Origin of the sequence: Bradyrhizobium sp. RD5-C2 (genome assembly GCF_019972155.1) — a bacterium.
GTDB lineage: Bacteria > Pseudomonadota > Alphaproteobacteria > Rhizobiales > Xanthobacteraceae > Bradyrhizobium.
On record NZ_BOVL01000012.1, the window covers coordinates 274,931 to 297,474 of the forward strand.

Consider the following 22,544-nt stretch of genomic DNA (forward strand, 5'->3'; position numbering starts at 1 on the left):
GTCATGACCAAGACCCCTCTCCAATTCCAGCATAACGGCCGCGACGTCGCGATCTTCGTCGACGGCGGCACCAACCTCCTGGTCGCGCTGCGCGAGCTGATCGGCGACATGACGCCGAAATTCGGCTGTGGCCAGGGCGGCTGCGGCACCTGCAGCGTGCTGATCGACGGCGAACTGCATCTCTCCTGCCTGACGCTCGCCGAGACGGTCGCCGGCCGTTCGGTCGAGACGCTCGACGGCATCAAGGACGGCCCCAATCTCCACCCGCTGCAACGCGCCTTCGCCGACAATTTCGCCGCGCAGTGCGGCTATTGCACGCCGGGCATGCTGATGGCCGCGAAAGCACTGCTCGACCGCAATCCGCAGCCGAGCCGCGCCGAGGTCGTCGAGGCAATCTCCGGCAATATCTGCCGCTGCACCGGCTATGAGCCGATCATCAACGCCGTGCTGGCAGCCGCATCCGGCGGCCGGGCCCGCGCCTAAGGAAACAATGCCATGCTGGAATTGCGCAAGGACCTCTTCGCCGACGAGCGCGACGACAATCTGAAAGAAATCGGCAAGGGCACGCAGCGCCAGGACATGCTCGGCCATGTCACCGGCACCTCGCCCTATTTCGACGACCACAAGCTACAGGGCATGCTGCACCTGAAGGTGGTCCGCAGCGCCCACTCTCACGCACGACTGCGCCGCATCGATACCTCCGAAGCCGAGCGGTCGCAGGGCGTGCGGCGCGTGATCCGCGCCTCCGACGTGCCGCACAATTTGAACACGCTGCTCAGCCTGATCAATTTCGGCAAGGACGACGAGCCATCGCTCGCGGTCGACAAGGTGCGCTACAAGGGCGAGCCGATCGTCGCGATCGTCGCCGACAGCCCGCGCGAGGCCTTTGAGGCCATTACCAAGGTGAAGATCGACTATGAGCCGCTGCCGGCGGTGTTCGATGTCGAGGACGCCCTGAAACCCGGCGCGCCCGTGGTGAACGAGGTCTATCCCAAGAACACCTTCACCTATCACGAGACCTATGATCGCCAGCAGCTCCGCTTCGGCGACGCCGACCGCGCCCTGGCCTCGGCCGATCATGTGCTGGAGCAGCGCTACCAGATGTCACCGATCGAGCATGCGCCGACCGAGACCAACGGATCGATCGCAGCACCTGACACCAACGGCCGCTACATCGTCTACACCTCGACGCAGGCGCTGTTCTTCTCGGTCGACACCTGCGCCAAGATCCTCGACGTGCCCTCCAACACCTTCCACTTCATCGGCGGCACGGTCGGCGGCGGGTTCGGCGGCAAGGTCGATACGCTGACCGAGCCGCTTTGCATCCTCGGTGCGATGCTGACCGGGCGTCCGGTGCGCTACGTGTTCGGGCGCGAGGAGGAGATGCAATACGGCCCGCCGCGCGGTGCTGAGCGCATCTACATCAAGGATGGCGTGATGCGGGACGGCCGCGTCGTCGCCCGCAAGGTGCGCGCCTATTTCGACAGCGGCGCCTATACGCGGCTGTCGAGCTACGCGGCGGTAAAATGCGCCGCGCATCTGCCCGGCCCCTACACGATCCCGAACGTCCATGGCGACGTCTACTGCGTCTTCACCAACCGCACGCCCGCCACCGCGATGCGCGGCTTCGGCGTCACGGCGATGGATTTCGCCATCGAATGCCAGATGGACAAGCTCGCCCATCTCGTCGGCATGGACCCGATGGAGTTCAGGATTCTCAATGCGTATCGCGACGGCGACATGAAGGCCCATCGCCGTGAGGCCAAGAACACCGCGCTGATCGAATGCGTGCAGGTCGCAGCCGAGAAGGCGAAATGGCCGATCCGCGAGGAGTTCAAGCGGATGTCGTCGCGCAAGGATGGTGGCGGGATCCGTGCCGCCGTGACGCTGACGCCGCGCGAGACGCATGCGCCGGCGGCCGCACCGATCCAGCAGCGCACAACGTATGACCGCGCGCCCGCTGCGACCCGCGAGCCACCACCACCGCCTCCCTCACTGCCAACATCACCTCCGCCGCCGCGGCCGAGCGCGCCGTCGCACGGCGCCACCCGCTTCTCTTCCGTCTTCGGCACCAGGAGGCGCTGACCATGACAAGGCACCGCGGACGCGGCATCGCGTCGGTCAACTATCCCATCGGCATGAATCTCGGCGGCGATCCGAGCCAGGCGTTGGTGCATTCCAACCCGAGCGGCAAGTTCACCGTGGCACTGTCCTCGATCGATCTCGGTCAGGGCATGAAGTCGGTGACGCGGCAGATCTGCGCGGAGACGCTCGGCGTGCCGGTCGAGGACGTCTATGTCGACACTGCTGATTCCGACACCGGCCCGCACTGCATGGGCTCGTTCGCCTCGCGCGGCACCCATCGCGTCGGCAACGCCGTGATCGCGGCGGCGCGGGAAGCGCGCGGCGTGATGATGGAGGCGGCCGCTGAGGAGTTGGAAGTGAACGCCGCCGATCTCGAGACCGACGGCCGCGGCAATATCCACGTCAAGGGCGCACCGCACCGCTCGATCTCGACCAAGGACGTCGCGATCGCCGCGCAGTTCAAGCAGGGCAAGACGATCTCCGGCCGCGGCATCTTCCTGGTGCCGCTTTCCGACGTCGACCCTGAAACCGGCGAGATGTCGCCGGCGACATGTTATGCGCATGCCTGCCTGGTGGCCGAGGTCGAGGTCGACGACGAGACCGGCGAGGTCGACATGGTCAGGATGGATTCCGCCTACGAGCTCGGCCGCGCGCTCAATCCGCGGCTGGTCGAGCAGCAGCTGGTCGGCGGCGCCTGGATGGGCGTCAGCCACGCGCTCTACGAGACGCCGGAGCCGTATTATCCGGAGCCGGTGCACGGCCCGCGCGATTTCGTCGAATATCTGATGCCGGGACCGGGCGACATTTGCCCGCACGACATCGCGGTACTGGAACGCCCGGCGCCCGACGGCCCGTTCGGCGCCAAGGGACCGGGCGAGATGTGCGCCAATCCGGTGCTGCCTGCCGTTGCAAACGCGATCTTCAATGCGGTCGGGGTGCGGATCGACGATCTGCCGATCACGCCGGAAAAAGTGCTCCGCGCGATTCGGGCGCAGGGCGGCGCGCGGCCGCAACCGCGGCGCTGAGGTCACTTCATGCCGGTCCGCAGCAACATCGTCGGCATCGACAGCCCCGAGGCGCTGCAGAAAGCGCTGCGCGCCGCCTATTACCTCGCCGACGACGGCATCGCGACGGCGTCCTATCTCTCGCTCGCGCTCGGCAAGCCGCTGCTGCTGGAGGGCGCGCCGGGTGTCGGAAAGACCGAGGCCGCGAAGGCGATCGCCGCCGTGCTCGGCCGGCGGCTGATCCGCCTGCAATGCTATGAGGGCATCGACGCCGCCGCCGCGCTGTACGAATGGAACTATCCGCGCCAGATGCTGGCGATCCGGCAAGCCGGCGAAGAGAGCATCGACATCTACGGCGAGTCGTTCCTGATCGAGCGCCCGATGCTGGCGGCGCTGCGCGCGCCCGACGCGACTGTGCTGCTGATCGACGAAATCGACCGCGCTGACCAAGAGTTTGAGGCGTTCCTGCTCGAATTCCTCTCCGACTTCCAGATCTCGATCCCCGAGCGCGGCACCATCCGCGCCGCCGAGCATCCGGTCGTCGTGCTGACCTCGAACCGGACGCGCGACCTGCACGAAGCGTTGCGGCGGCGCTGCGTCTATCACTGGATCGATTATCCGAATGCCGAGCGGGAGGCCCGCATCGTGATGATGCGCGCCTCCAGCGTCGCGGAAGCCACCGCCCGTGCCGTGGTCGCGGCTGTGGGCCGGCTTCGTCGCGAGCCGCTGAGCAAGGCGCCGGGCATTGCCGAAGCGGTCGACTGGGCCGAGGCCGCGACCTTGCTCAACAAAGGCGGCGCACGCTGGCCGGATGCCTTCAAGCGCTCGATCGGCGTCGCGCTGAAGGACGAGGAGGACCTGCACTTCATTTCACCCCGGCTCGATGCGATCATCGCGGAGGCAGCCGCGTGAGCGACGATCTCAAACTGCCCCGCGCCGCGCAGGTCTTCGTCACCTTTGTCGCGCTGTTGCGCGCCAACGGCTTCCTGGTCGCGCCGGAGCAGACGACGAGCTTCCTCGCCGCGATCGAACTGCTCGGGCCGCGCAGCCTGGCGCACATCCGCCGGGCCGGGCTTGCCACGCTGGCGCCGCCGCCGGAGCGCCGCGCGACATATGACCGGCTGTTCGACATCCATTTCCGCGGCGCTGATGCGATCGAGCAGTCCGAGGGCGAAGACGAGGAAACCGTCCGCCTGCAGGAGGAAGGCCGAGGCGAGGACGAGCCGCCGCTTGCCGGCGAGGCCAATGAGTCCGGCCTTGCCGCGGCGCGCGCCGAGGCGCTGGTCGAGCGCCGCTTTGCGCAGACCGCAACCAGCGATCCGCTGCGCCGATTGTCGCGCGAGGCGGCAAAACGGCTGCCGCGGCGCCGCGGCCACCGGCGACGACGCGCGAGGAGCGGCCCGTTTGCTGACCTGCGCCGCACCCTGCGTGACAGCGTTCGCAACGACGGCGAGGTGCTGCGGCTCGGACGGATGCGCCGCCGCCAGCGTCCGCGGAAAATCCTGCTCCTGATCGACGTCTCCGGCTCGATGAAGGCGCGCACCGAGGAGAACATGCGACTGGCGCATGGGCTGGTGCAGGCGGCCGGCAATGTCGAGGTCTTCACCTTCGGCACGCGGTTGACCCGCGTCACCCCGGCGCTGCGGCTGAAGCGACGCGAGCAGGCGCTGAACGCGGCCTCCTTCCTGGTCAGCGACTGGGACGGCGGCACCCGCATCGGCGACGCGCTGCAGGCCTTCCTCGCCGTGCCGCGGTTCGGCGGATATGCCCGCGGCGCCGCCGTCGTGATCGTCTCCGACGGCCTCGAACGCGGCGATCCGGCCGCGCTACGCGATGCCGTCGCAAAACTGTCGCGCCGGGCCTGGCGGGTGAGCTGGCTGACGCCGCTGGCGAGCTCGCCCGGCTTCAAGCCGCAAACCGAGGCGCTGATCGCGATCCAGCGCTTCGTCGATGATCTCGTGGACGGCGGATCGAGCGCGGCTATTGTCGCGCATCTGCTGTCACTTGCAACAAGGAGAGCTGCGTGACCGGCATTGTCGACGGGCATCATCACATCTGGCGTCAGGCCGATCTCGCCTGGCTGTCCGGCCCGATGCAGCCGCGTATCTTCGGCCCCTACGAGCCGATCCGCCGCGATTATCCGATCGAGGAATATCTCGACGACCTCAAGGGCACCGGCGTTACCCGCTCGGTCTATGTCCAGACCAACTGGCCGAACGGCCAGTTCGAGGACGAGGCGGCCTGGGTGCAGCAGACCGCCGATCAGCACGGCTGGCCGCACGCACTCGTCGCCTATGCGGACTTCTCCGTCGACGACGTCCGGCCACAGCTTGATCGGTTGAAGCGTTATCCGCTGGTGCGCGGCGTGCGCATGCAGCTGCACTGGCACGAAAACCCGCTCTATCGCTTCGCGGCCCGTCCCGATCTCTGCACCGATCCGGTCATCCGGCGCAATGTCGGCCATCTCGCCGATTACGGCTGGAGCTTCGACCTGCAGGTGTTCGCGCCGCAGATGGCCGATGCCGCCGGTCTCGCCGCAGCCTGCCCCGACGTGACGTTCATCCTGCAACACGCTGGTATGCTGGAGGATCTGTCGCCGCAGGGCCGCGCCGGCTGGCGCGCCGGCATGGCGCGGCTCGCGCAGTGCCCCAACGTCGTGTCCAAGCTGTCCGGGCTCGGCACCTTCATCCACCGCAACGATGCAGCGCATATCGCCGGCGTCGTGATCGACACGGTCGCGATCTTCGGCGCGGACCGCTGCCTGTTCGGCTCGAACTTTCCGATCGAGAAGCTGTGGACCAGCTACCGCGATCTCATCGACGCCTTCAAGGCAGCCGCCGAACGGCTCAGCCGCGAGCAGCGCGAGGCGATCTTCAGCACGACGGCGGCGCGGGTCTATCGGCTCGGGCCATAGCAGCGCCGCGAGCACGGACACAACGACGAACACGAATTGGGAGGGAGAAAGATGCCGTTGGAGATCAAGATCCTGGACTATGGCGATATCGAGCTGGAATCGAGCTTCCTCGTGCTCGGGCACAATTGCGGCCGCACCCGCCGCGTGCTGACGCTCGGCTTTCTGATCCTCGGCGGCCCCTACCCCGTGCTGGTTGATACCGGCTACCGCTCCAACCAGATCATGGAGACGCTCGGTATGCGCGGTCTCCAGTTCCACGAGAACATGATCGAAAACCAGCTCGCCCGTCACGGCGTGCGGATGGGCGACGTCCGTTTCGTCTGCCACACCCATCTGCACATCGACCATGCCGGCAAGGACGACCTGTTCCCGATGAACACGACCGTCGTCGTCAACCGCAAGGAGCTGGAATACTCGGTCTCCGGCCTGATGCACCCGCAATATCCCGCACCCGACATCAAGCATTTGATCGACCGCCTGCACACCAAGAGCGCGCTGCGTTTCCTCGACCTCGAAATCACCGGTCCGGTCGAGCTGATGCCCGGCGTCTATTGCGATGCCGCCAACGCTCATACCGAGGGCTCGATGAACATCCACGTCCACACCGCCGACGGCATCGCCACGATCTGCGGCGACGTGATCTATGACTTCAACGACCAGATCGTCACGCCCTTCAACGAGATCCAGGACGCCGAGCCGCGCACCACTGGCAACCATGGGACCAGCAAGCGTGCCGAGAAGGCCGCGATCAAGAAGCTGCTGTCGAGCTCGCGCTATCTGTTGCCGGTGCACGATCGCCCGGCGAAGATCGAGGGCGGCATGGTGGTCGGCCGCCTGCACGACCAGGTGCCCGGGCCCGTCGTGCAAAGCCTGCCGCAACGCAGCTGGTTTCCAGCGTAACAGCGAGGACGGATGCGATGACGCATGTCACGCTACGCGCGGAGTTCGAAGACCTGATCGATCCGTATGCACCGGTCGGCCAGGTCGGCACCGGCTTCGATTTCACGGAGGGACCGATCTGGCATCCGGTCGATCACTTCCTGCTGTTCTCCGACATGCCCGGCGACGTGCGACGGCGCTGGGATGCGCGGCGCGGCGTGGTCGAGATCAAGCGTCCGTCGAACAAATGCAACGGCATGACCTATGATGCCGATCTCAACCTGATTGTCTGCGAGCATGCGACCTCTTCGCTGATCCGCGAGCGGCCCGACGGGCGGCGCGAGGTGCTGGCCTCGCATTATGAGAACCAGGAGCTCAACAGTCCGAACGACGTCTGCGTCCATTCCTCCGGCGCGATCTATTTCTCCGACCCCTGGTATGGCCGGATGCCGGTCTATGGCGTCGAGCGGCCGCGCCAGCTCGGCTTCCAGGGCGTCTATCGCGTGCCGCCCGGCGGCGGCGCGCCGGAACTGCTCGTCGACCGCTATCTGTTCGAGCAGCCGAACGGGCTGTGCTTCTCGCCCGACGAGCGCATCCTCTATGTCAACGACACCGTGCAGGCGCTGATCCGCGCCTTCGACGTCGGCGCCGACGGCTCGCTCGGCAATCCGCGCGTGTTCGCCTCCGGCATCCGCTCGGAGCTTGAGCCCGGCCTGCCCGACGGCATGAAGTGCGACCAACGCGGCAATGTCTGGGTCACCGCGCCGGGCGGCGTGTGGGTCTATTCGCCCGCCGGCGATCTGCTCGGCAAGGTCCGCCTGTCCGAACTCGTCGCCAACCTCGCCTGGGGCGGCGCCGATTTCCGCACGCTCTACCTGACCGCGACCCATTCGGTCTACGCGATCCCGACCAAGGTCGGCCCGCGCAACGAGCCCTATTTGACCGGCAAGCGCGGCAGCGCCAGCGCCGTATCGTCTTCCACGCCGGCGCCCAATCTCGCCGCGGGCGAGATGCAGATCAATCCGCAGCGCTGCGCGATGATCATCCAGGACATGCAGAACGACGTCATCATGGACGGCGGTGCCTTCGCCGAGTCCGGTGCCCCTGCGCACGCGCGACAGCAGCATGTCGTCGAGAATGTCCGCCGCGTCGCCGAGGCCGCACGGGCACGCGGCGTCGCCATCATCCATGTCTGGTTCGTGGTCGAGCCGGGCGCGCCGGGCGTGACACTGAACGCGCCGCTGTTCGAAGGGCTGGTCGACAGCAAGGCAATGGTGCGCGGCAGCTGGGGCGCCGCGCCGGTCTCCGGTCTCGAACCGCGTCCGGGCGACTTCGTGGTCGAGAAGATGCGGATGAGCGCCTGGGAAGGCACGCGGCTCGAGACCATCCTGAAAGCGACCGGCCGCGACATGATCATCAACACCGGGGCCTGGACCAACATGTCGGTCGAGCACACCGCGCGCACCGGCGCCGACAAGGGCTATTTCATGATCGTGCCGGAGGATTGCTGCTCGACCATGAATGCCGACTGGCACAACGCTGCGATCAATTTCGCGCTGCAGAACGTCTCCGTCGTGACCAACGCCGACACCGTCATCAAGGCGCTCGGCTGAGAGGCGGACGCATTGCCAAAGCTGCTTCACGTCGCCTGCTCTCCCCGCGCCGATTCGGAATCGGCAGCCGGCGCGCGCGTCTTTCTCGATCGCTTCCGCGAGATGCGGCCGGATTGGGAAATCGACGCGATGAATCTCTGGCGCGAGCCGTTGCCGGAGTTCGAGGGCTATCTGCTCGAGGCAAAATACGCCCGGATCGGCGGCAAGACCTTCACCAATTCGCAACACGACGCCTTTGCGATGGCGGAGCGGCTGGCGCTGCGGCTGTCGCTGGCCGACCGCGTACTGATCTCGACGCCGATGTGGAATTTTTCCATTCCCTACAAGCTCAAGCAGTGGCTCGACGTCATCATCCAGCCCGGCCTGACCTTCCGCTTCGATCCGGCGTTAGGTTATCTGCCGCTGCTCAAGGACCGTCCGACGGTCGTGATCATCGCCAGCGGCAGCGACTTCGTCACCGGCATGAACCGCGGCCGCATCGACATGGCAACGCCCTATCTGCGCGAAGCGCTGCGCTTCATCGGCATCGGCGACGTCCGCTTCGTGCCGATCGGTCCGACCACCGGACCTGCGGAGCCGATCCATGCCGCCCGCGAGGCCGCGCACCGCCGGCTCGCGGAGATGGCGGGGCGGTTTTGACCTGCTCTCACCATATCGTCGTCCCTGCGAAAGCCAGGACCCATAACCACCGCATTTGATTGTGAATGAGACCGTGGCCCCAGCGCTGCACAACAATTGCCATTCGGGGTAATGGGTCCTGGCCTTCGCCAGGACGACGGCGAGTGTGTGAACGGAGTCGTGAGCCATGTGTCCGCATTCTCGCGACAGCGCTAACACCTACGTTTCCGTCGGCGGAAACACGAGCCTGCACAGCAGTCCCGGCGCGTTGTCGCGCAGTTCGATACGCGCGCCGTGCAGGCTTGCGACCGCCGCGACCAGACTGAGGCCGAGGCCGTTGCCTGGCGTGTAGCGGCTTTGCTCGAGCCGGTAGAAGCGCTTGAAAACGCGATCGTGCTGTTCGGCCGGAATGCCGGGGCCGTCATCGGCAACCGAAATCACCGCTTCACTTTCGTCGTTGTCGCAGGTCACGGTCACCCGTCCGCCCGGACGGCCATGCTTGATGGCGTTGTCGACGAGATTGGCGATTGCGTCGAACAAGAGGTCGCGATCGCCGGTGACCAATACCGCCGGATCGCCGGCAAGGTCGAGGTGGGTGGTGACCTCTTCAGCGGCGGCGTCGTAGAGCTCGACCACCTCACCGGCGATCTCGACCAGATTGACGGTGCGAAACGCGCCCTTGCGGGCCCGCGTCTCGATCTCGGAAATCCGCGTGATCGATGCGAACATCCCGAGCACCGCGTCGAGATCGGCAATCGTGTCGCCGATCAGCGCCGCATCGCCCTCGCCGTTGCGCGGGGCGTGATAGGCCTTTTCGAGCCGGCCGCGCATCCGGGTCAGCGGCGTGCGCAGGTCGTGCGCGATATTCTCGCTGACCTGCTTGACGTCGCCCATCAGGGTCTGGATGCGATCCAGCATCAGGTTGAGATTCTCGGCGACGCGATCCCATTCGTCATGACTGCCATGGAGCGGGATGCGCTGGTCGAGGCCGGAGAGCATGATGGCGCGGCTGGTCGCATTGATCGACTCGATCCGGCCGACCGTTCGCCGTGTGACCCCGATGCTGGCGGCAGCCGCAAGGCCGATGATCAGCACGACGACCGCGATGCCCGCGGCCCTGATCTGCGCCATGAAGCCGTCGAGATCGCTGATGTCGCGGCCGACCAGCAACCGATCGCCGCCTGGTAGGGTCTTCGCCACGGCGCGCACCAGCGCGGTTCCCGAAGGCAGCGCTGGCAGCGAGGTTCGAAATTCCGTCCATCCATCTCCAATGGTATCTGCCGGCCATTGCGTGAGATTTCCCGCGAGCACGACGGATCCCGGGCCGACCAGCAGATAAACCTGATCGGCGAGACCCTTGTTCGCGACGCGTTGCGCGATCAACGCGATCAGGCCATCGCGGCCGGATCGCGCATAGGCATCGTCGAGGTTTGCCTGCTCGGTCATGATGGCGCGGTCGGACCTGTCGCGCACATAGGACAGCGTCGACCCGTAGACATAGGCGAAGATCACGGACACGATGAGGCCGAACGTACCGATGGCGATCAACGCCAGGCGAAACGTCGACGACCTGAGGGTCTTAGCCAGGAGCACGGAGGCAGTACCCGATGCCGCGGATCGTGTGAATCAGCGGATAGGCTTGCTGGTCGTCGACCTTGCGGCGCACCCGGCCGACATAGACATCGATGATGTTGGTCGAGGGATCGAAGTGCAGATCCCAGACGTGCTGGAGCAGCATGGCGCGCGACACCACCCGGCCTTCGTTGCGCGCGAGATATTCGAGCAGCTGAAATTCCTTCGGCAGCAGCGGAATCTTGCGGCCGCGGCGGCTTGCCGTCCGCGCGATCAGATCGACCGCGAGATCGCCGACCCGCAGGATGGTCTCCTTGGCAACGGTCTCGCTGCGGCGGCCGAGCGCCTCCAGCCGTGCCAGCAGCTCGACAAAGGAAAACGGCTTGACCAGATAGTCGTCGCCGCCGGCGCGCAGGCCGCGCACGCGATCATCGACCTCGCCGAGCGCGCTGATGATCAGGAACGGCACCGCGATGCCGTCGTCGCGCATCTGGCGCATCACCGTGATGCCGTCGATGTCGGGCAGCATGCGATCGATCGTGATCACGGCATAGTCCCGCGCCGCCCCCTGGCTCAGCGCCTCGCGGCCGTTCGCCGCCAGATCCACGTCATAGCCGCTGGTGGTGAGTTCCTCGACGAGTTGACCGGCGGTTTCCGGATCGTCCTCGACGACGAGAATGCGGCGGTGAGCTCCGGTCATGTTCTTGAACTCTCCGAGTTGTCCTGAACTCCCCGAGTTCTCAAACTCTCCGAGTGCCCCGCAACGGTCGCCGCCAGACTATCCCATTCCGGGGCTGGATGGAACGCCTGGCGACGACCGCGACAACGGTGCGGTTCGTTGGGCGATCACCAATAGTCGCCGCACACATTGACCCATTGCAGCCCGTACGACGTCCATACCCTGCGGTAGCAGCCGTCATAGTAATCGGCATAGACACCAGGCCCGCCGAAGAAGGCGAAGCGATGGAAGCGGTGATGGTGGTGGAAGAAGCCGCCATGATGGAAGAAGTGCGAGCCGTGGAATCCGGCGCCGGCGAATCGCGGGCCGAACGCGGGAGAACCTGCGAAGCGCGTGCCGCCAAAATGCCCACCGGCAAAATGTCCGCCGCCGCCCATGGCGGCGAAGGCCATACTTCCACCGCGCATGCCGCCGCCGAAACCACCGCCATGCATTCCGCCGCCAAATCCGCCACCGTGCATGCCGCCGCCCATGGCGCCACCAAAACCGCCGCCATGGCCGCCGCCACCGCCGTGCCCACCACCGCCACCGCCGCCACCTCTGGCGAAGGCTACGGGTGCAAGCGCAACACTGACGGCGAGCGTCGCCGCCGTGAGAACCGTGAAGAGCCTGTTCGTCATGAAATCCTCCCTGATTGGGACCGCGGCGAACCTCGTGTCGCCGCATGCAGAGCATGATCAGAAGACGCAAGCGTGAGGCCGACTTCAACTGACAAATGCGCCAGATTCTGACGCCGGATTTAGGATTGGCGAACGCGCCGGCACATACAGCAAATGGCTGGATCACGGGCGGCGACTGCGTTGGCCGAGATCGACGGACATTTGGCTGGAATCAGCGGGTAGCGCGCGTTGAATCGATCCGCCGGGTTTCTTAATCCTGCGCCCATCCAAGGAGCGACGTCGTCGCGGCGGGATTGCAGATCCGGTTCACAATTTGTCGATCACCGGGTCTCCCCGTCGCGCCGGCCGTAACCCACCTGCGATGCAATCGTCTTTGAGCCGGCTCCTCTCAGCGCCGGGACGGTGATTGCTGACCTTCAGCAAGGAGCTTTCGATGAGCGACGAGATCAAGAGACCGTTTCTGACCCACGCCTCGGGCGCGCCCGTTGCCGACAATGTGAACATCATGACCGCGGGTCCGCGCGGGCCGGCGCTCTTGCAGGATGTCTGGCTGATCGAGAAGCTGGCGCACTTTCACCGCGAAGTGATCCCGGAGCGTCGGATGCACGCCAAGGGCGCCGGCGCGCACGGCACCTTCACCGTCACCCACGACATCACGCGCTACACCAAGGCCAGCATCTTCTCGCAAATCGGCAAGCAGACGCCGATGTTCACGCGGTTCTCGACCGTTGCCGGCGAGCGCGGCGCGGCGGACGCAGAGCGCGACATCCGCGGCTTCGCGCTGAAATTCTACACCGATGAAGGCAATTGGGACGTGGTGGGCAACAACACGCCGGTGTTCTTCTTCCGCGATCCCCTGCGCTTCATCGACCTCAACCACGCCATCAAGCGTCACCCGCGCACCGGGGTGCGCGATCCCGACATGAACTGGGATTTCTGGACGCTGCTGCCGGAAGCGCTACACCAGGTCACCATCGTCATGAGCGAGCGCGGTATCCCGAAGAGCTTCCGGCATCAGCACGGTTTCGGCAGCCACACCTACAGCATGATCAACGCCAACAACGAGCGGGTCTGGGTGAAATTCCACTTCCGCACCCGCCAGGGTGTCCAGAACCTGACCGACGCCGAGGCCGAAGCACTGGTCGGCAAGGACCGCGAGAGCCACCAGCGCGACCTGTTCAACAGCATCGAGCGCGGCGACTTCCCGCGCTGGACGCTGTTCATCCAGGTGATGACGGACGCGCAGGCCAACGCATTCAAGTTCAACCCGTTCGATCTGACCAAGGTGTGGCCGAAGGCGGATTATCCCCTGATCGAGGTTGGGTACTTCGAGCTCAACCGCAACCCAGAGAACTTCTTCGCCGAGGTCGAGCAGGCGGCGTTCACGCCGGCCAATGTCGTGCCCGGCATCGGCTATTCGCCGGACAGGATGCTGCAGGCCCGCCTGTTCTCGTATGGCGACGCGCAACGCTACCGGCTCGGCGTCAACCACCACCAGATCCCGGTGAACGCGCCGAAATGCCCGTTTCATAGCTATCACCGCGACGGCGCGATGCGCACCGACGGCAATCTGGGCGCCACGCTGACCTATTGGCCGAACAGCCATGGCGAGTGGACCGACCAGCCGCAGCTGAACGAGCCGCCGCTCGAGATTGCCGGCGCCGCTGCACATTGGGATCACCGCGTGGACGACGATCACTGGCAGCAGCCGGGCGATCTGTTCCGCAACATGAATGCCGCGCAAAAACAGGCGCTATTCGACAACACCGCCCGCCAGGTCGGCCAGGCGTCGAAGCACATCCAGGAACGGCATGTTGCGAATTGCAGCAAGGCCGATCCGACCTACGGCAAGGGTGTCGCGGATGCGCTGGCAAAGTTCGCGGCCGGCAAATTGTAACGCAATGCCTTGACGAATGAAGCACTGAGTCCCGTCATCCTGAGGTGCGAGCTCTTGCGAGCCTCGAAGGATGCACGGCCCCGTCTCTGGCCGATTCATCCTTCGAGGCCCGCTCCGCGGGCACCTCAGGATGACGGGCAGCTCGGGTGACTCGGCGAGACGCGTCACGCAGTCGATTTGAAACAGGGCGGCGAGCTCGGCTTGCCGCCCTCACCTCGCTCAAGTCGGCTTGCCGCGCCCGCTCTTCTCGGCGGCGCGGCGTAGCGCCTCAGCGAGCGCGCCGCCGCCGGACTGCTCCTGCGGCTTGCGCGGAGCCGACGACGTCATCTTGGCGGAGCCGCGCGAGAAATCGCGTGACGGTCCGGCATTGTCCTTCTTCGGTCCGACCTCGTCGTCGAGCCGCAGGGTCAGCGCGATGCGCTTGCGCGCGACCTCGACATCCAGCACCTTGACCTTGACGATGTCACCCGGCTTCACCATCTCGCGCGGATCCTTGATGAAATTCCGCGACATCGCCGAGATGTGCACCAGGCCATCCTGGTGCACGCCGATATCGACGAAGGCGCCGAAGGCGGCGACGTTGGTCACGGTGCCCTCGAGGATCATGCCCTGTTTGAGGTCCTTGACCTCCTCGACGCCGTCCTTGAACACCGCCGCCTTGAACGCCGGACGCGGATCACGGCCGGGCTTCTCCAGTTCGCGCAGAATGTCGGTGACGGTCGGCAGACCGAAAGTGTCGTCGACGAAGGATTGCGGCCTCAGCCCGCGCACCACGTCGGCGTTGCCGATCAGCGCCTTGATGTCGCTCTTGGTCGCTTCGAGGATACGGCGCACCACCGGATAGGCTTCCGGATGCACGCCGGATGAATCAAGCGGGTCCTCGCCGTTGCTGATGCGCAGGAAGCCGGCGCATTGCTCGAACGCCTTCGGCCCGAGCCGCGGCACCTCCTTCAGTGCCTTGCGCGACTTGAACGGGCCGTTGGCGTCGCGGTGCTGCACGATGCTCTGCGCCAGCCCAGCGCCGATGCCCGACACCCGCGAAAGCAGCGGCACCGAGGCGGTGTTGGCATCGACGCCGACCGCGTTCACGCAGTCTTCCACCACGGCATCGAGCGAGCGCGCGAGTTTGGCCTCGCCGAGATCGTGCTGGTACTGGCCGACGCCGATTGCCTTCGGTTCGATCTTGACCAGCTCAGCCAGCGGATCCTGCAGGCGCCGCGCGATCGAGACCGCGCCGCGAATGGTGACGTCGAGATCGGGCAGTTCGCTCGACGCGAAGGCGGAGGCCGAGTAGACCGACGCGCCGGCTTCGGAGACCACGATCTTGGTCATCTTGCGCTCAGGCAGCCGCTTCACGAGCTCGGCGGCGAGCTTGTCGGTCTCGCGCGAGGCGGTGCCGTTGCCGATCGCGATCAGCTCGACGCCATGCTCGATCGCGAGCTTGCCGAGAATGGCCAGCGCCTCGTCCCAGCGCCGTTGCGGCTCGTGCGGAAAGATTGCCGTATGCGCCACCACCTTGCCGGTGGCATCGATCACCGCGACCTTGACCCCGGTGCGGTAGCCAGGATCGAGCCCCATGGTGGCGCGCGGACCGGCCGGCGCCGCCAACAGCAGGTCGCGCAGATTCGAGGCGAACACACGCACCGCCTCGGTCTCGGCCGCGGTCCACAGCCGCATCCGCAGGTCGATGTTGAGATGGATCTGGATCTTGGTGCGCCAGGCCCAGCGCACCGTCTCGCTCAGCCATTTGTCGCCCTTGCGGCCCTGGCTCGAGATCGCAAAGCGGTTCATGATCCTGAGCTCGTAGAGGCCGGGCACGCCGACCGCCGGCGCCTCGGCCTCCGGCTTGATCGCGAGGTCGAGGATCTCTTCCTTCTCGCCGCGGAACAGCGCCAGGATGCGGTGCGACGGCAGCTTTGGCAGCGGCTCGGAGAAATCAAAATAGTCCTTGAACTTCTCGCCTTCGGTCTTCTTGCCGGTGCGGACGGTCGAGGCCATGATGCCGTTCGACCACATCTCCTCGCGCAGCGCGCCGATCAGGTCGGCATCCTCGGCGAAGCGCTCGACCAGGATCGCGCGCGCGCCGTCCAGCGCCGCGGCGACGTCGGCGACCTGCTTCTCGGCATTGACGAAGGGAGCAGCGGCCTCGTTCGGATCGTTCTGCGGCTGCGTCAAGAGCTGATCGGCGAGCGGCTCGAGCCCGGCCTCCTTGGCGATCTCGGCCTTGGTGCGGCGCTTCGGCTTGTACGGCAGATAGATGTCTTCCAAACGGCCCTTGCTGTCGGCGGCCATGATCTGGGCCTCGAGCGCGGCGTCGAGCTTGCCCTGCTCGCGGATCGAATTGAGCACCGCGGTGCGGCGCTCCTCGAGCTCGCGCAAATATGTCAGCCGCTCTTCCAGCGTGCGCAGCTGGGCGTCATCGAGCGCGCCGGTGAGCTCCTTGCGGTATCGCGCAATGAACGGCACCGTAGCGCCGCCGTCGAGCAGCGTCACCGCCGCCTCGACCTGCTCGTCGCGAACGCCCAGCTCCTGCGCAATCTGATGATGGATCTTTGCCACGCCTGTCTCTCTCACCCCGTTGCGCCGCCAAATCACCGATGGCGCGGACGCCGCTTATGGACCATCCCGGAATGATTCATCAAGGCGCGCTGTGGATCAAATTTGGCACGCCGCACGCGCTATTTCCGGGATGTTGGCCGCGCGCGGCTTGACAAATACACCCGCGCCGCATTGCCGCCGAAAATCGCAGCTCTTGCCTCACTTGACAAATCAGCAAGCAGGCTCTCAGCGGCGGCGAACCAGTGCGCATAGCCGCCGGCGAGGTTGACGACGGGCCAATCGCTACCCCACAGCAGCCGCTGCGGCCCGAAGCATGCCAGTGCATGATCCACGGCCTCGCGCAAATCGGCGACCTGCCAGTTCGGCGCGGCTTCCGTCGCCAAGCCCGACAGCTTGCAGACGACGTTGGACCGCGCGGCAAGGCTTGCGATGTCGTCCTTCCAGGCCGCGATGTCGCCGGTTGCGAGTTGCGGCTTGCCGAAATGGTCGAGCACGAATTGCAGGTCCGGATGGCCATCGACCACCTGAACGAGCCGCGGCAAATGGCGCGGCAATACCAACGCGTCGAACACGAGGCCGTACTGCGCCATGGCCTCGAGCGGCGCGGCCAGTTCCGGCCGCAGCAGCCAGTCGTCGTCGGCGATGTCCTGCACCATCGGCCGCAGGCCAACCAGCAGTTCGCGCCCGGCGATCGCGTCGACCCGCGTCGCGGCGTCGTCAGCATCGAAGTCGATCCAGCCGACCACGCCGCGCACCAGCTCCGCGCCTTTGGCAACGTCAAGCACGAACGCCGTCTCCGCCTCGGTCGGCGCCGCCTGCACCAGGATCGTGCCTTCGATCCCGGCCGCGGCCAGATGCGGCATCAAATCGGGCAGACCGAAGTCGCGGTAGATCGGCCCGCGTTCGGACGTCAGCCAGCCGTAATCGGCGCGCGAAAGTCGCCATACATGGTGGTGGGCATCGATCCGCATCATGCCGGCACCGGCGCGTGCTGGTCGAGCAGCCCCTCATTCTTCAAATCCCGCCACAGCGCGGTGGGGACGGGCGACGACAATGCGGCGGCGTTGCGCTCGACCTCCTGCGGCGTCTGTGCGCCGAGCACGACGCTCGCGACCGCCGGATGCCCCAGCGCGAAATGCAGCGCGGCGGTCGCGAGGGCCACGTCGTGCACGCGGCAGACGCGCTCGATTGTTGCCACCTTCTGCATCACGTCGGGCGGCGCGTCCTTGTAATTGTACTTGGCGCCGGCAACCGCGCCGGTTGCCAGGATGCCGGAGTTGAACACGCCGCCGAGCATGACGCCGATGCCCTGCGCCTGCGCGAGCGGCAGGAACTCGGCGAGCGCCGGCTGCTCCAGCAGCGAGTAGCGGCCGGCGAGCAGCATGGTGTCGAATGTACCGGCCCTGGCGAAGCGCACACACATCTCGGCCTCGTTGACGCCGATCCCGATCCCCTTGACCACGCGTTCCGAGCGGAGCTTGTCGAGCGCGACATAGGCGCCCTCCATCGCCTCGCGGAACCTGGCTTCGATCGCATCCGCACCATGGGTCCAGACGTCGACGTCGTGGATCAACAACAAGTCGATATGATCGGTGCCGAGCCGCAGCAGCGACTGCTCGACCGAGCGCATGGTGCCGTCATAGGAATAGTCGACCACCGCGCGATGCGGCGCGCCGCCGACGAAGTTCGAGCCATCGCCGCGGCCATGGAAAGGATCCATCCAGCGCCCGACCTTGGTACAGACGACGACGTCCTCACGCGCCACGCGGCGCAGCGCGGTGCCGCAGCGATGCTCGGCGAGGCCATGCCCGTAGAGCGGCGAGGAATCGAGCAGGTTCACGCCCAGCGCAAACGCCCGCTCTGCGGCTGCGATCGCGGTGGCGTCGTCGAGCCTCGCGAAGAGGTCGCCGAGCGGCGCGGTGCCGAAGCCGAGGATGGAAACGTCGAGGCCGGTGCGGCCGAGCCTGCGGCGCGGCATTGCCGACGCAGGCGCCGGATGTGAGGATGGAGATTGGTTCACCGTGACGGCTCCCTTGCAGTTTTCTTGCTTGCAGGGAGAGTAGCCTCGCGGGCGAGCCGAGCACAAGCGGACGCGCAGTCAAGCGACAGTCGAAAGTTCCGCGCCACTGTGGATCCGACGTGACGACGCGAGCCTATTCGTCGTCGGAGTTGATCTCCTTGGCCACATTGTCGACCACCACGGGACTTTCGAAATAAGTCACCGTCGGATCGGCGCCGTATTTGTCCCGGGCGCGGGCGCGCCAGGCATCGGTGTACAGCGCTTCCGCCTCGCCCCGCGAATTCCAGAAATAGATGCCGCCAGCCGTCATGCCGTCCTCGGACAGCACATAGGTCTTGCGAAACAGCCCCGGCACGTCTCGATAGAGCGGTGCGGTGCTCAGGAAGATGCTGCGCGCTTCCTCGCGCGTGACCGGCTTCGGCAATTTGAAAGTCGTGACGGCGGTAATCATGAGAACCTCCCGAGGGACCATTCTTGACATGATCGTCAAACTTGACAATTGTGTCAAGAATGATCCGGTGGAGCGAATCGCATGGTAGGTGTGCGTCAGTTTGACGAGGACGCGGTGATCGCGACCGCACTCGACGTGTTCTGGCGCAAGGGCTTGCACGACGCGACCATGCAGGACCTCGCGGAGGCGACCGGCGTACAGCGCGGCAGCCTCTACAACGCCTATGGCGACAAGGAAGCGATGTTCCTGCGCGCCTTCGATCGGTATACCGGGCAATTCCTGGAGGCGGCCGGCAACGCGCTGGCTCAGGGCGACACTGCGGCGGGGCTGAGGCACTTCTTCGACATGATCATCGTCAACATGACGGACGGCTCGCCGCCGCGCGGCTGCCTGACTACGCGCACGGCGCTCGACGCGGCCATTTCAAGCGCGGATGTGCGTCAGCGCGTGCAGGATGTGCTCACGCGGCTCGAGCAGCTGATCGGCAAGGCCCTCGGCACGGCGCCGGGCAAGCGCAGCGCCGCCGACGCGAACCGGCTGGCGCGCGTCATCGTGACGTACACGCGCGGGCTAGCGGTGATGGAGCGCGCCGGGTACAGCCGCAAGCAGTTGAGGGATCTGGCCGCGACGTTCATCGACGCGGTCGTCGCCAATGCCTGAGGTCACGGTTCAGCCCGGTCGCCTGCGCGACCATGCGCCGACGAAGGTCGGCAGCGCAAAGACGCCCTGCATGGCGACGACCTCGTTGCGCAAGCGCTCGGCAAAACTATCCAGCGCCAGCTCCGCTTCGGTGGCGACGCCGAGCTTGACGATATGCGGGAGATTGCTGCGCAGGCCGCTCGCCATGTAGTCGTAACCGTCGAAATCCGCCCCGCCTCCGGTCGGCGCAAACAGGCTCATGCGCGGCGCAGGAAGCCCAGCCGCGACGAACGCGCCGTGCAACGACAATCCCATGCGGTTGTTCAGGCCCGCCCGGGCGAACATCTCCTTCACGGTGCCCCACGCCTGCGACAGCAGCGGCGACGGCGGATTGGCGATCGGCCCCTCGCCCCAGTCGAGATCCTGAAACGCCACGATGCCGTCTGGCTTGACGTGCCCGAGCAAGTGCCGAATGAGCGCCGCGGGATCCTTCACATAGATCAACACGAGCCGGCCGACGACCGCATCGAAATCCCGGTCGAGCTCGATCGTGCTGATGTCGCCGACCCGGAACGAGACCTGGCGGAGGCCGAGCGAGCGTGCCGTGCCCACGGCTTCCCCGACGATGGCGGGGTTGCTGTCGACCCCGACCACCGCCCCGCTTTCGCCGACCAGGCCTGCGGCGATGAACGACACGTTGCCGGCGCCGCTTCCGACGTCGAGCACCTTCATGCCCCGCGAGAGCCCGGCCTCCTTCAGGAGCTGCCACGTGGACGCATCGTAGAGCTGCGACTGACGCTTGAGCCTGTCGGTCTCTGCGGTCGAACGCCCCATCACATAGTTCGGATCGTAGCCGGAGGTCTCTTGCATGGATCTACCCGTTCGGTTCGTGAATGGAGGCGGCCGCGCCCGTGCTCACGCCGGCCGCAGGCCCGACAGGAATGCCTGCAGATCCGCCGCGAAGCGCTGCTCGAACGCGATGGCGCGGTGGGGTGAATGGCCGCATTCCTCATAGTGAACGATGTCGGCACGCGGATTGTCGCGCGCGAAGCGCGCGTCGTGGTCTTCCAGCAATGCCGCCCCACATCCAGGATCGGCCTGAATGATCCTGACGGGACAGAGGAATTCCCGCCTGGTCTGAATCGCTGCAAGAACGGAGGCAACGTTTCCGTCCGCCCAGCAGCGCCCGTCTTGCCGCTGCAGCGCTGACGCATGGCTCAACAGGTGACGGGGGCCGAAATGATCGCGGCCGATCCCGCCCATCGGCGTCGGAGAGTCTGCAAGGAATGCCAGGTAAGTGCCGAGTGGCGCGCGCGCCTGCTGCCACGCGGCCTGACGCGCGCTGACGATCGCAAACAGCTTTGGGAAAGCCGATTTCTCCCACTCGCCCGGCTGGCCAAGATACCATGGCGGATCCTCGAGGAAGGCGGCGCGCACGTTGGCATCGCCGCGCTGTGCCAGCACCCCAGCAACACAGCCGCCGAGCGAGTGCCCGACGATCACCGCCGGACGCCCGATTGCGGCCAATGCGGTCTCCGCATCCGATACATAATCGGCGAGCGCGTAGCTCGGGGCCCGATCCGAGTGCCCGTGCCCCCGGAAATCCATAGTCCAGACCCGGTATCGATCCCTGAGCCGACCGCCGGTTTCCTGCCATGTGTCCCGGCTGAGCGACAGGCCGTGCAGAAACAGGATCGATTCACCGTCCGGCGGGCCATCGACCGAAGCAGCCAGCCTGACGCCGCTATTGTCGAGCGTAATGTCGGTCACCGAACATCTCCGTTGCGAAATACCGCCAGCATCAGGCGTCGGCCGGATTGCACTTCGGCATCACCCGCGCCGATCTCAGCGCCCGATCTGCCGGAACTTGTCTGTGAGGCCGTCGAGATAACCGACCCAGGTCGAATTGATCGGCTGGTTCTCGATCAGCGCGTGAAAGCGGATCATCATGCAGATCAGGAACAGCGGCTGGATGAATGCCGCGCGCACCGTCACCGCCAGCAGGGCCGCGATGAAGACGGTGACCACGGCGCCATATTCCCTGACGGCCTCAGGCAGCCAGACCGTCACCACCCCTGCGGGGACCAGCAGCAGCAGGCAAAGCAGCATGCTCAGGATCCGCTCGACGATGACCATCCAGACCGACGTCGCCAAGATTGGCTTGGCGTTCTGGCAATAATAGACCAGTCCATCCTGGATGTTGCGCCTCGGATCGTCGCCGCCGCGCGCCAGATCGTAGGACAGCACCACCTTGTCCAGGTAGCGCGTCGCAGCCGATAGGATGGTGTTGAGCAGACCGAGGATCGCCTTCATACCGGGCGCCGGCAGCCAATCGCCGAGCGTATCGAGCGCATTGTGAAACGCGCGAAGCACGGCGCGGATCAGCGCATTGAGCCCGAACAGGACCGCGACTTCGCCGAACCGGTCCATCACGATCCGGCGACCGTAGGCGAACTGCCCTTCGGTGCCGTTGCCGATGCTGCCGCGTGTGATCAGCTCGGTCAGCACGGCGACATGGCCGCAGGCGATCATGTGAAGCGTGTAGCGAAGGATGGCGCCCCATATCCATCCGCCGAGCAGCAGGATGCCAAGCAGCCAGCAATAGCCGAACACGCTGGCGACATGGGTACCGAGCCAGACCGCGCCGCCGACCGCGACCACGGCCCAGATGGCGCACGCTACGGCAAAGGCCAGCAGCACGCCCCAGCGCGCCAGCGCATAGGGTAAGGTCTCGACCAACAGCTTCAGCGCCGCCGCCAAACCATGATCGCGAACCAGCAACGGATAGGAATGGGACGGTCCCTGGGATTGTCCCGCGGCGTGCCAATCGGCTGAACCGCCGCGGCCGCCGCCATTGCTCAGGCTTATGTCAGACACGTGTTGCCTCTTGTTGGCTCTTGGGTTGCCGTGATCGATCGAGATTGGATTCAACGG

At 66.0% G+C, this 22,544-nt stretch carries 21 protein-coding genes; 11 read left to right on the plus strand and 10 right to left on the minus strand.

Annotated features, from left to right (window positions below):
* Window positions 1–3 precede the first annotated feature (3 nt).
* From BraRD5C2_RS15560 to BraRD5C2_RS15600, 9 genes are read left to right on the plus strand one after another with little or no spacing between them, the layout of a single operon-like run.
* Window positions 4–483, plus strand: a complete 480-nt coding sequence (locus tag BraRD5C2_RS15560; RefSeq protein WP_223969589.1) for a (2Fe-2S)-binding protein — start codon at window positions 4–6, stop codon at window positions 481–483.
* Window positions 484–495: 12 nt separating this feature from the next.
* Complete coding sequence (locus tag BraRD5C2_RS15565; RefSeq protein WP_223969590.1) at window positions 496–2,085, plus strand: xanthine dehydrogenase family protein molybdopterin-binding subunit; 1,590 nt, start codon at window positions 496–498, stop codon at window positions 2,083–2,085.
* 2 nt (window positions 2,086–2,087) lie between these two features.
* On the plus strand, window positions 2,088–3,110 hold the full coding sequence (locus BraRD5C2_RS15570; RefSeq protein WP_223969591.1) for a xanthine dehydrogenase family protein molybdopterin-binding subunit: 1,023 nt from the start codon (window positions 2,088–2,090) through the stop codon (window positions 3,108–3,110).
* A gap of 9 nt (window positions 3,111–3,119) precedes the next feature.
* Window positions 3,120–4,001 (plus strand): AAA family ATPase, encoded by an 882-nt coding sequence (locus BraRD5C2_RS15575; protein ID WP_223969592.1) that lies wholly within the window; start codon window positions 3,120–3,122, stop codon window positions 3,999–4,001.
* A complete protein-coding gene (locus BraRD5C2_RS15580) occupies window positions 3,998–5,116 on the plus strand; it encodes a vWA domain-containing protein (protein ID WP_223969593.1) in 1,119 nt (372 codons plus the stop codon). Before BraRD5C2_RS15575 ends, BraRD5C2_RS15580 begins: the two co-directional genes overlap by 4 nt.
* Window positions 5,113–6,003, plus strand: a complete 891-nt coding sequence (locus BraRD5C2_RS15585; protein ID WP_223969594.1) for an amidohydrolase family protein — start codon at window positions 5,113–5,115, stop codon at window positions 6,001–6,003. Before BraRD5C2_RS15580 ends, BraRD5C2_RS15585 begins: the two co-directional genes overlap by 4 nt.
* A gap of 51 nt (window positions 6,004–6,054) precedes the next feature.
* Complete coding sequence (locus tag BraRD5C2_RS15590; RefSeq protein WP_092124404.1) at window positions 6,055–6,903, plus strand: MBL fold metallo-hydrolase; 849 nt, start codon at window positions 6,055–6,057, stop codon at window positions 6,901–6,903.
* A gap of 17 nt (window positions 6,904–6,920) precedes the next feature.
* A complete protein-coding gene (locus tag BraRD5C2_RS15595) occupies window positions 6,921–8,495 on the plus strand; it encodes an isochorismatase family protein (RefSeq protein ID WP_223969595.1) in 1,575 nt (524 codons plus the stop codon).
* Window positions 8,496–8,507: 12 nt separating this feature from the next.
* Window positions 8,508–9,134 carry an FMN-dependent NADH-azoreductase gene (locus BraRD5C2_RS15600; protein WP_223969596.1) on the plus strand — a complete coding sequence of 209 codons (627 nt, stop codon included), beginning with the start codon at window positions 8,508–8,510 and terminating at the stop codon, window positions 9,132–9,134.
* Between the two features lie 198 nt (window positions 9,135–9,332).
* Here the strand turns inward: BraRD5C2_RS15600 and BraRD5C2_RS15605 are convergent, their stop codons facing one another.
* The 3 genes from BraRD5C2_RS15605 to BraRD5C2_RS15615 all read right to left on the minus strand — a co-directional run bounded on the left by BraRD5C2_RS15605 (window position 9,333) and on the right by BraRD5C2_RS15615 (window position 12,044).
* On the minus strand, window positions 9,333–10,385 hold the full coding sequence (locus BraRD5C2_RS15605; RefSeq protein WP_463671634.1) for a sensor histidine kinase: 1,053 nt from the start codon (window positions 10,383–10,385) through the stop codon (window positions 9,333–9,335).
* A 307-nt stretch (window positions 10,386–10,692) separates the two neighbouring features.
* Window positions 10,693–11,385, minus strand: a complete 693-nt coding sequence (locus tag BraRD5C2_RS15610) for a response regulator transcription factor (protein ID WP_021075850.1) — start codon at window positions 11,383–11,385, stop codon at window positions 10,693–10,695.
* A 146-nt stretch (window positions 11,386–11,531) separates the two neighbouring features.
* Window positions 11,532–12,044, minus strand: coding sequence for a hypothetical protein (locus BraRD5C2_RS15615; RefSeq protein WP_223969598.1), 513 nt, complete (start codon window positions 12,042–12,044; stop codon window positions 11,532–11,534).
* Between the two features lie 433 nt (window positions 12,045–12,477).
* Between BraRD5C2_RS15615 and BraRD5C2_RS15620 the strand changes: the two genes are divergently transcribed.
* Window positions 12,478–13,941, plus strand: a complete 1,464-nt coding sequence (locus BraRD5C2_RS15620) for a catalase (RefSeq protein ID WP_223969599.1) — start codon at window positions 12,478–12,480, stop codon at window positions 13,939–13,941.
* 219 nt (window positions 13,942–14,160) lie between these two features.
* Here the strand turns inward: BraRD5C2_RS15620 and BraRD5C2_RS15625 are convergent, their stop codons facing one another.
* From BraRD5C2_RS15625 to BraRD5C2_RS15640, 4 genes are all read right to left on the minus strand, one after another.
* Window positions 14,161–16,500: a Tex family protein gene (locus BraRD5C2_RS15625; RefSeq protein ID WP_223969600.1), complete on the minus strand. Its 2,340-nt coding sequence runs from the start codon at window positions 16,498–16,500 to the stop codon at window positions 14,161–14,163.
* Between the two features lie 119 nt (window positions 16,501–16,619).
* On the minus strand, window positions 16,620–17,474 hold the full coding sequence (locus BraRD5C2_RS15630; RefSeq protein ID WP_223969601.1) for an amidohydrolase family protein: 855 nt from the start codon (window positions 17,472–17,474) through the stop codon (window positions 16,620–16,622).
* Entirely contained in the window at window positions 17,471–18,478 is a 1,008-nt protein-coding gene (locus tag BraRD5C2_RS15635) for an aldo/keto reductase (RefSeq protein ID WP_223969813.1), read from the minus strand. Before BraRD5C2_RS15635 ends, BraRD5C2_RS15630 begins: the two co-directional genes overlap by 4 nt.
* Before the next feature lie 175 nt (window positions 18,479–18,653).
* Complete coding sequence (locus BraRD5C2_RS15640) at window positions 18,654–18,971, minus strand: YdhR family protein (RefSeq protein ID WP_223969602.1); 318 nt, start codon at window positions 18,969–18,971, stop codon at window positions 18,654–18,656.
* 114 nt (window positions 18,972–19,085) lie between these two features.
* Between BraRD5C2_RS15640 and BraRD5C2_RS15645 the strand changes: the two genes are divergently transcribed.
* Entirely contained in the window at window positions 19,086–19,631 is a 546-nt protein-coding gene (locus BraRD5C2_RS15645) for a TetR/AcrR family transcriptional regulator (protein ID WP_223969603.1), read from the plus strand.
* Between the two features lie 9 nt (window positions 19,632–19,640).
* Here the strand turns inward: BraRD5C2_RS15645 and BraRD5C2_RS15650 are convergent, their stop codons facing one another.
* The 3 genes from BraRD5C2_RS15650 to BraRD5C2_RS15660 form a co-directional block, all read right to left on the minus strand.
* Window positions 19,641–20,480, minus strand: coding sequence for a class I SAM-dependent methyltransferase (locus BraRD5C2_RS15650; protein WP_223969604.1), 840 nt, complete (start codon window positions 20,478–20,480; stop codon window positions 19,641–19,643).
* Window positions 20,481–20,525: 45 nt separating this feature from the next.
* Entirely contained in the window at window positions 20,526–21,380 is an 855-nt protein-coding gene (locus tag BraRD5C2_RS15655; protein WP_223969605.1) for an alpha/beta fold hydrolase, read from the minus strand.
* Between the two features lie 75 nt (window positions 21,381–21,455).
* Window positions 21,456–22,487, minus strand: coding sequence for a hypothetical protein (locus tag BraRD5C2_RS15660; protein WP_223969606.1), 1,032 nt, complete (start codon window positions 22,485–22,487; stop codon window positions 21,456–21,458).
* Between the last annotated feature and the right edge of the window lie 57 nt (window positions 22,488–22,544).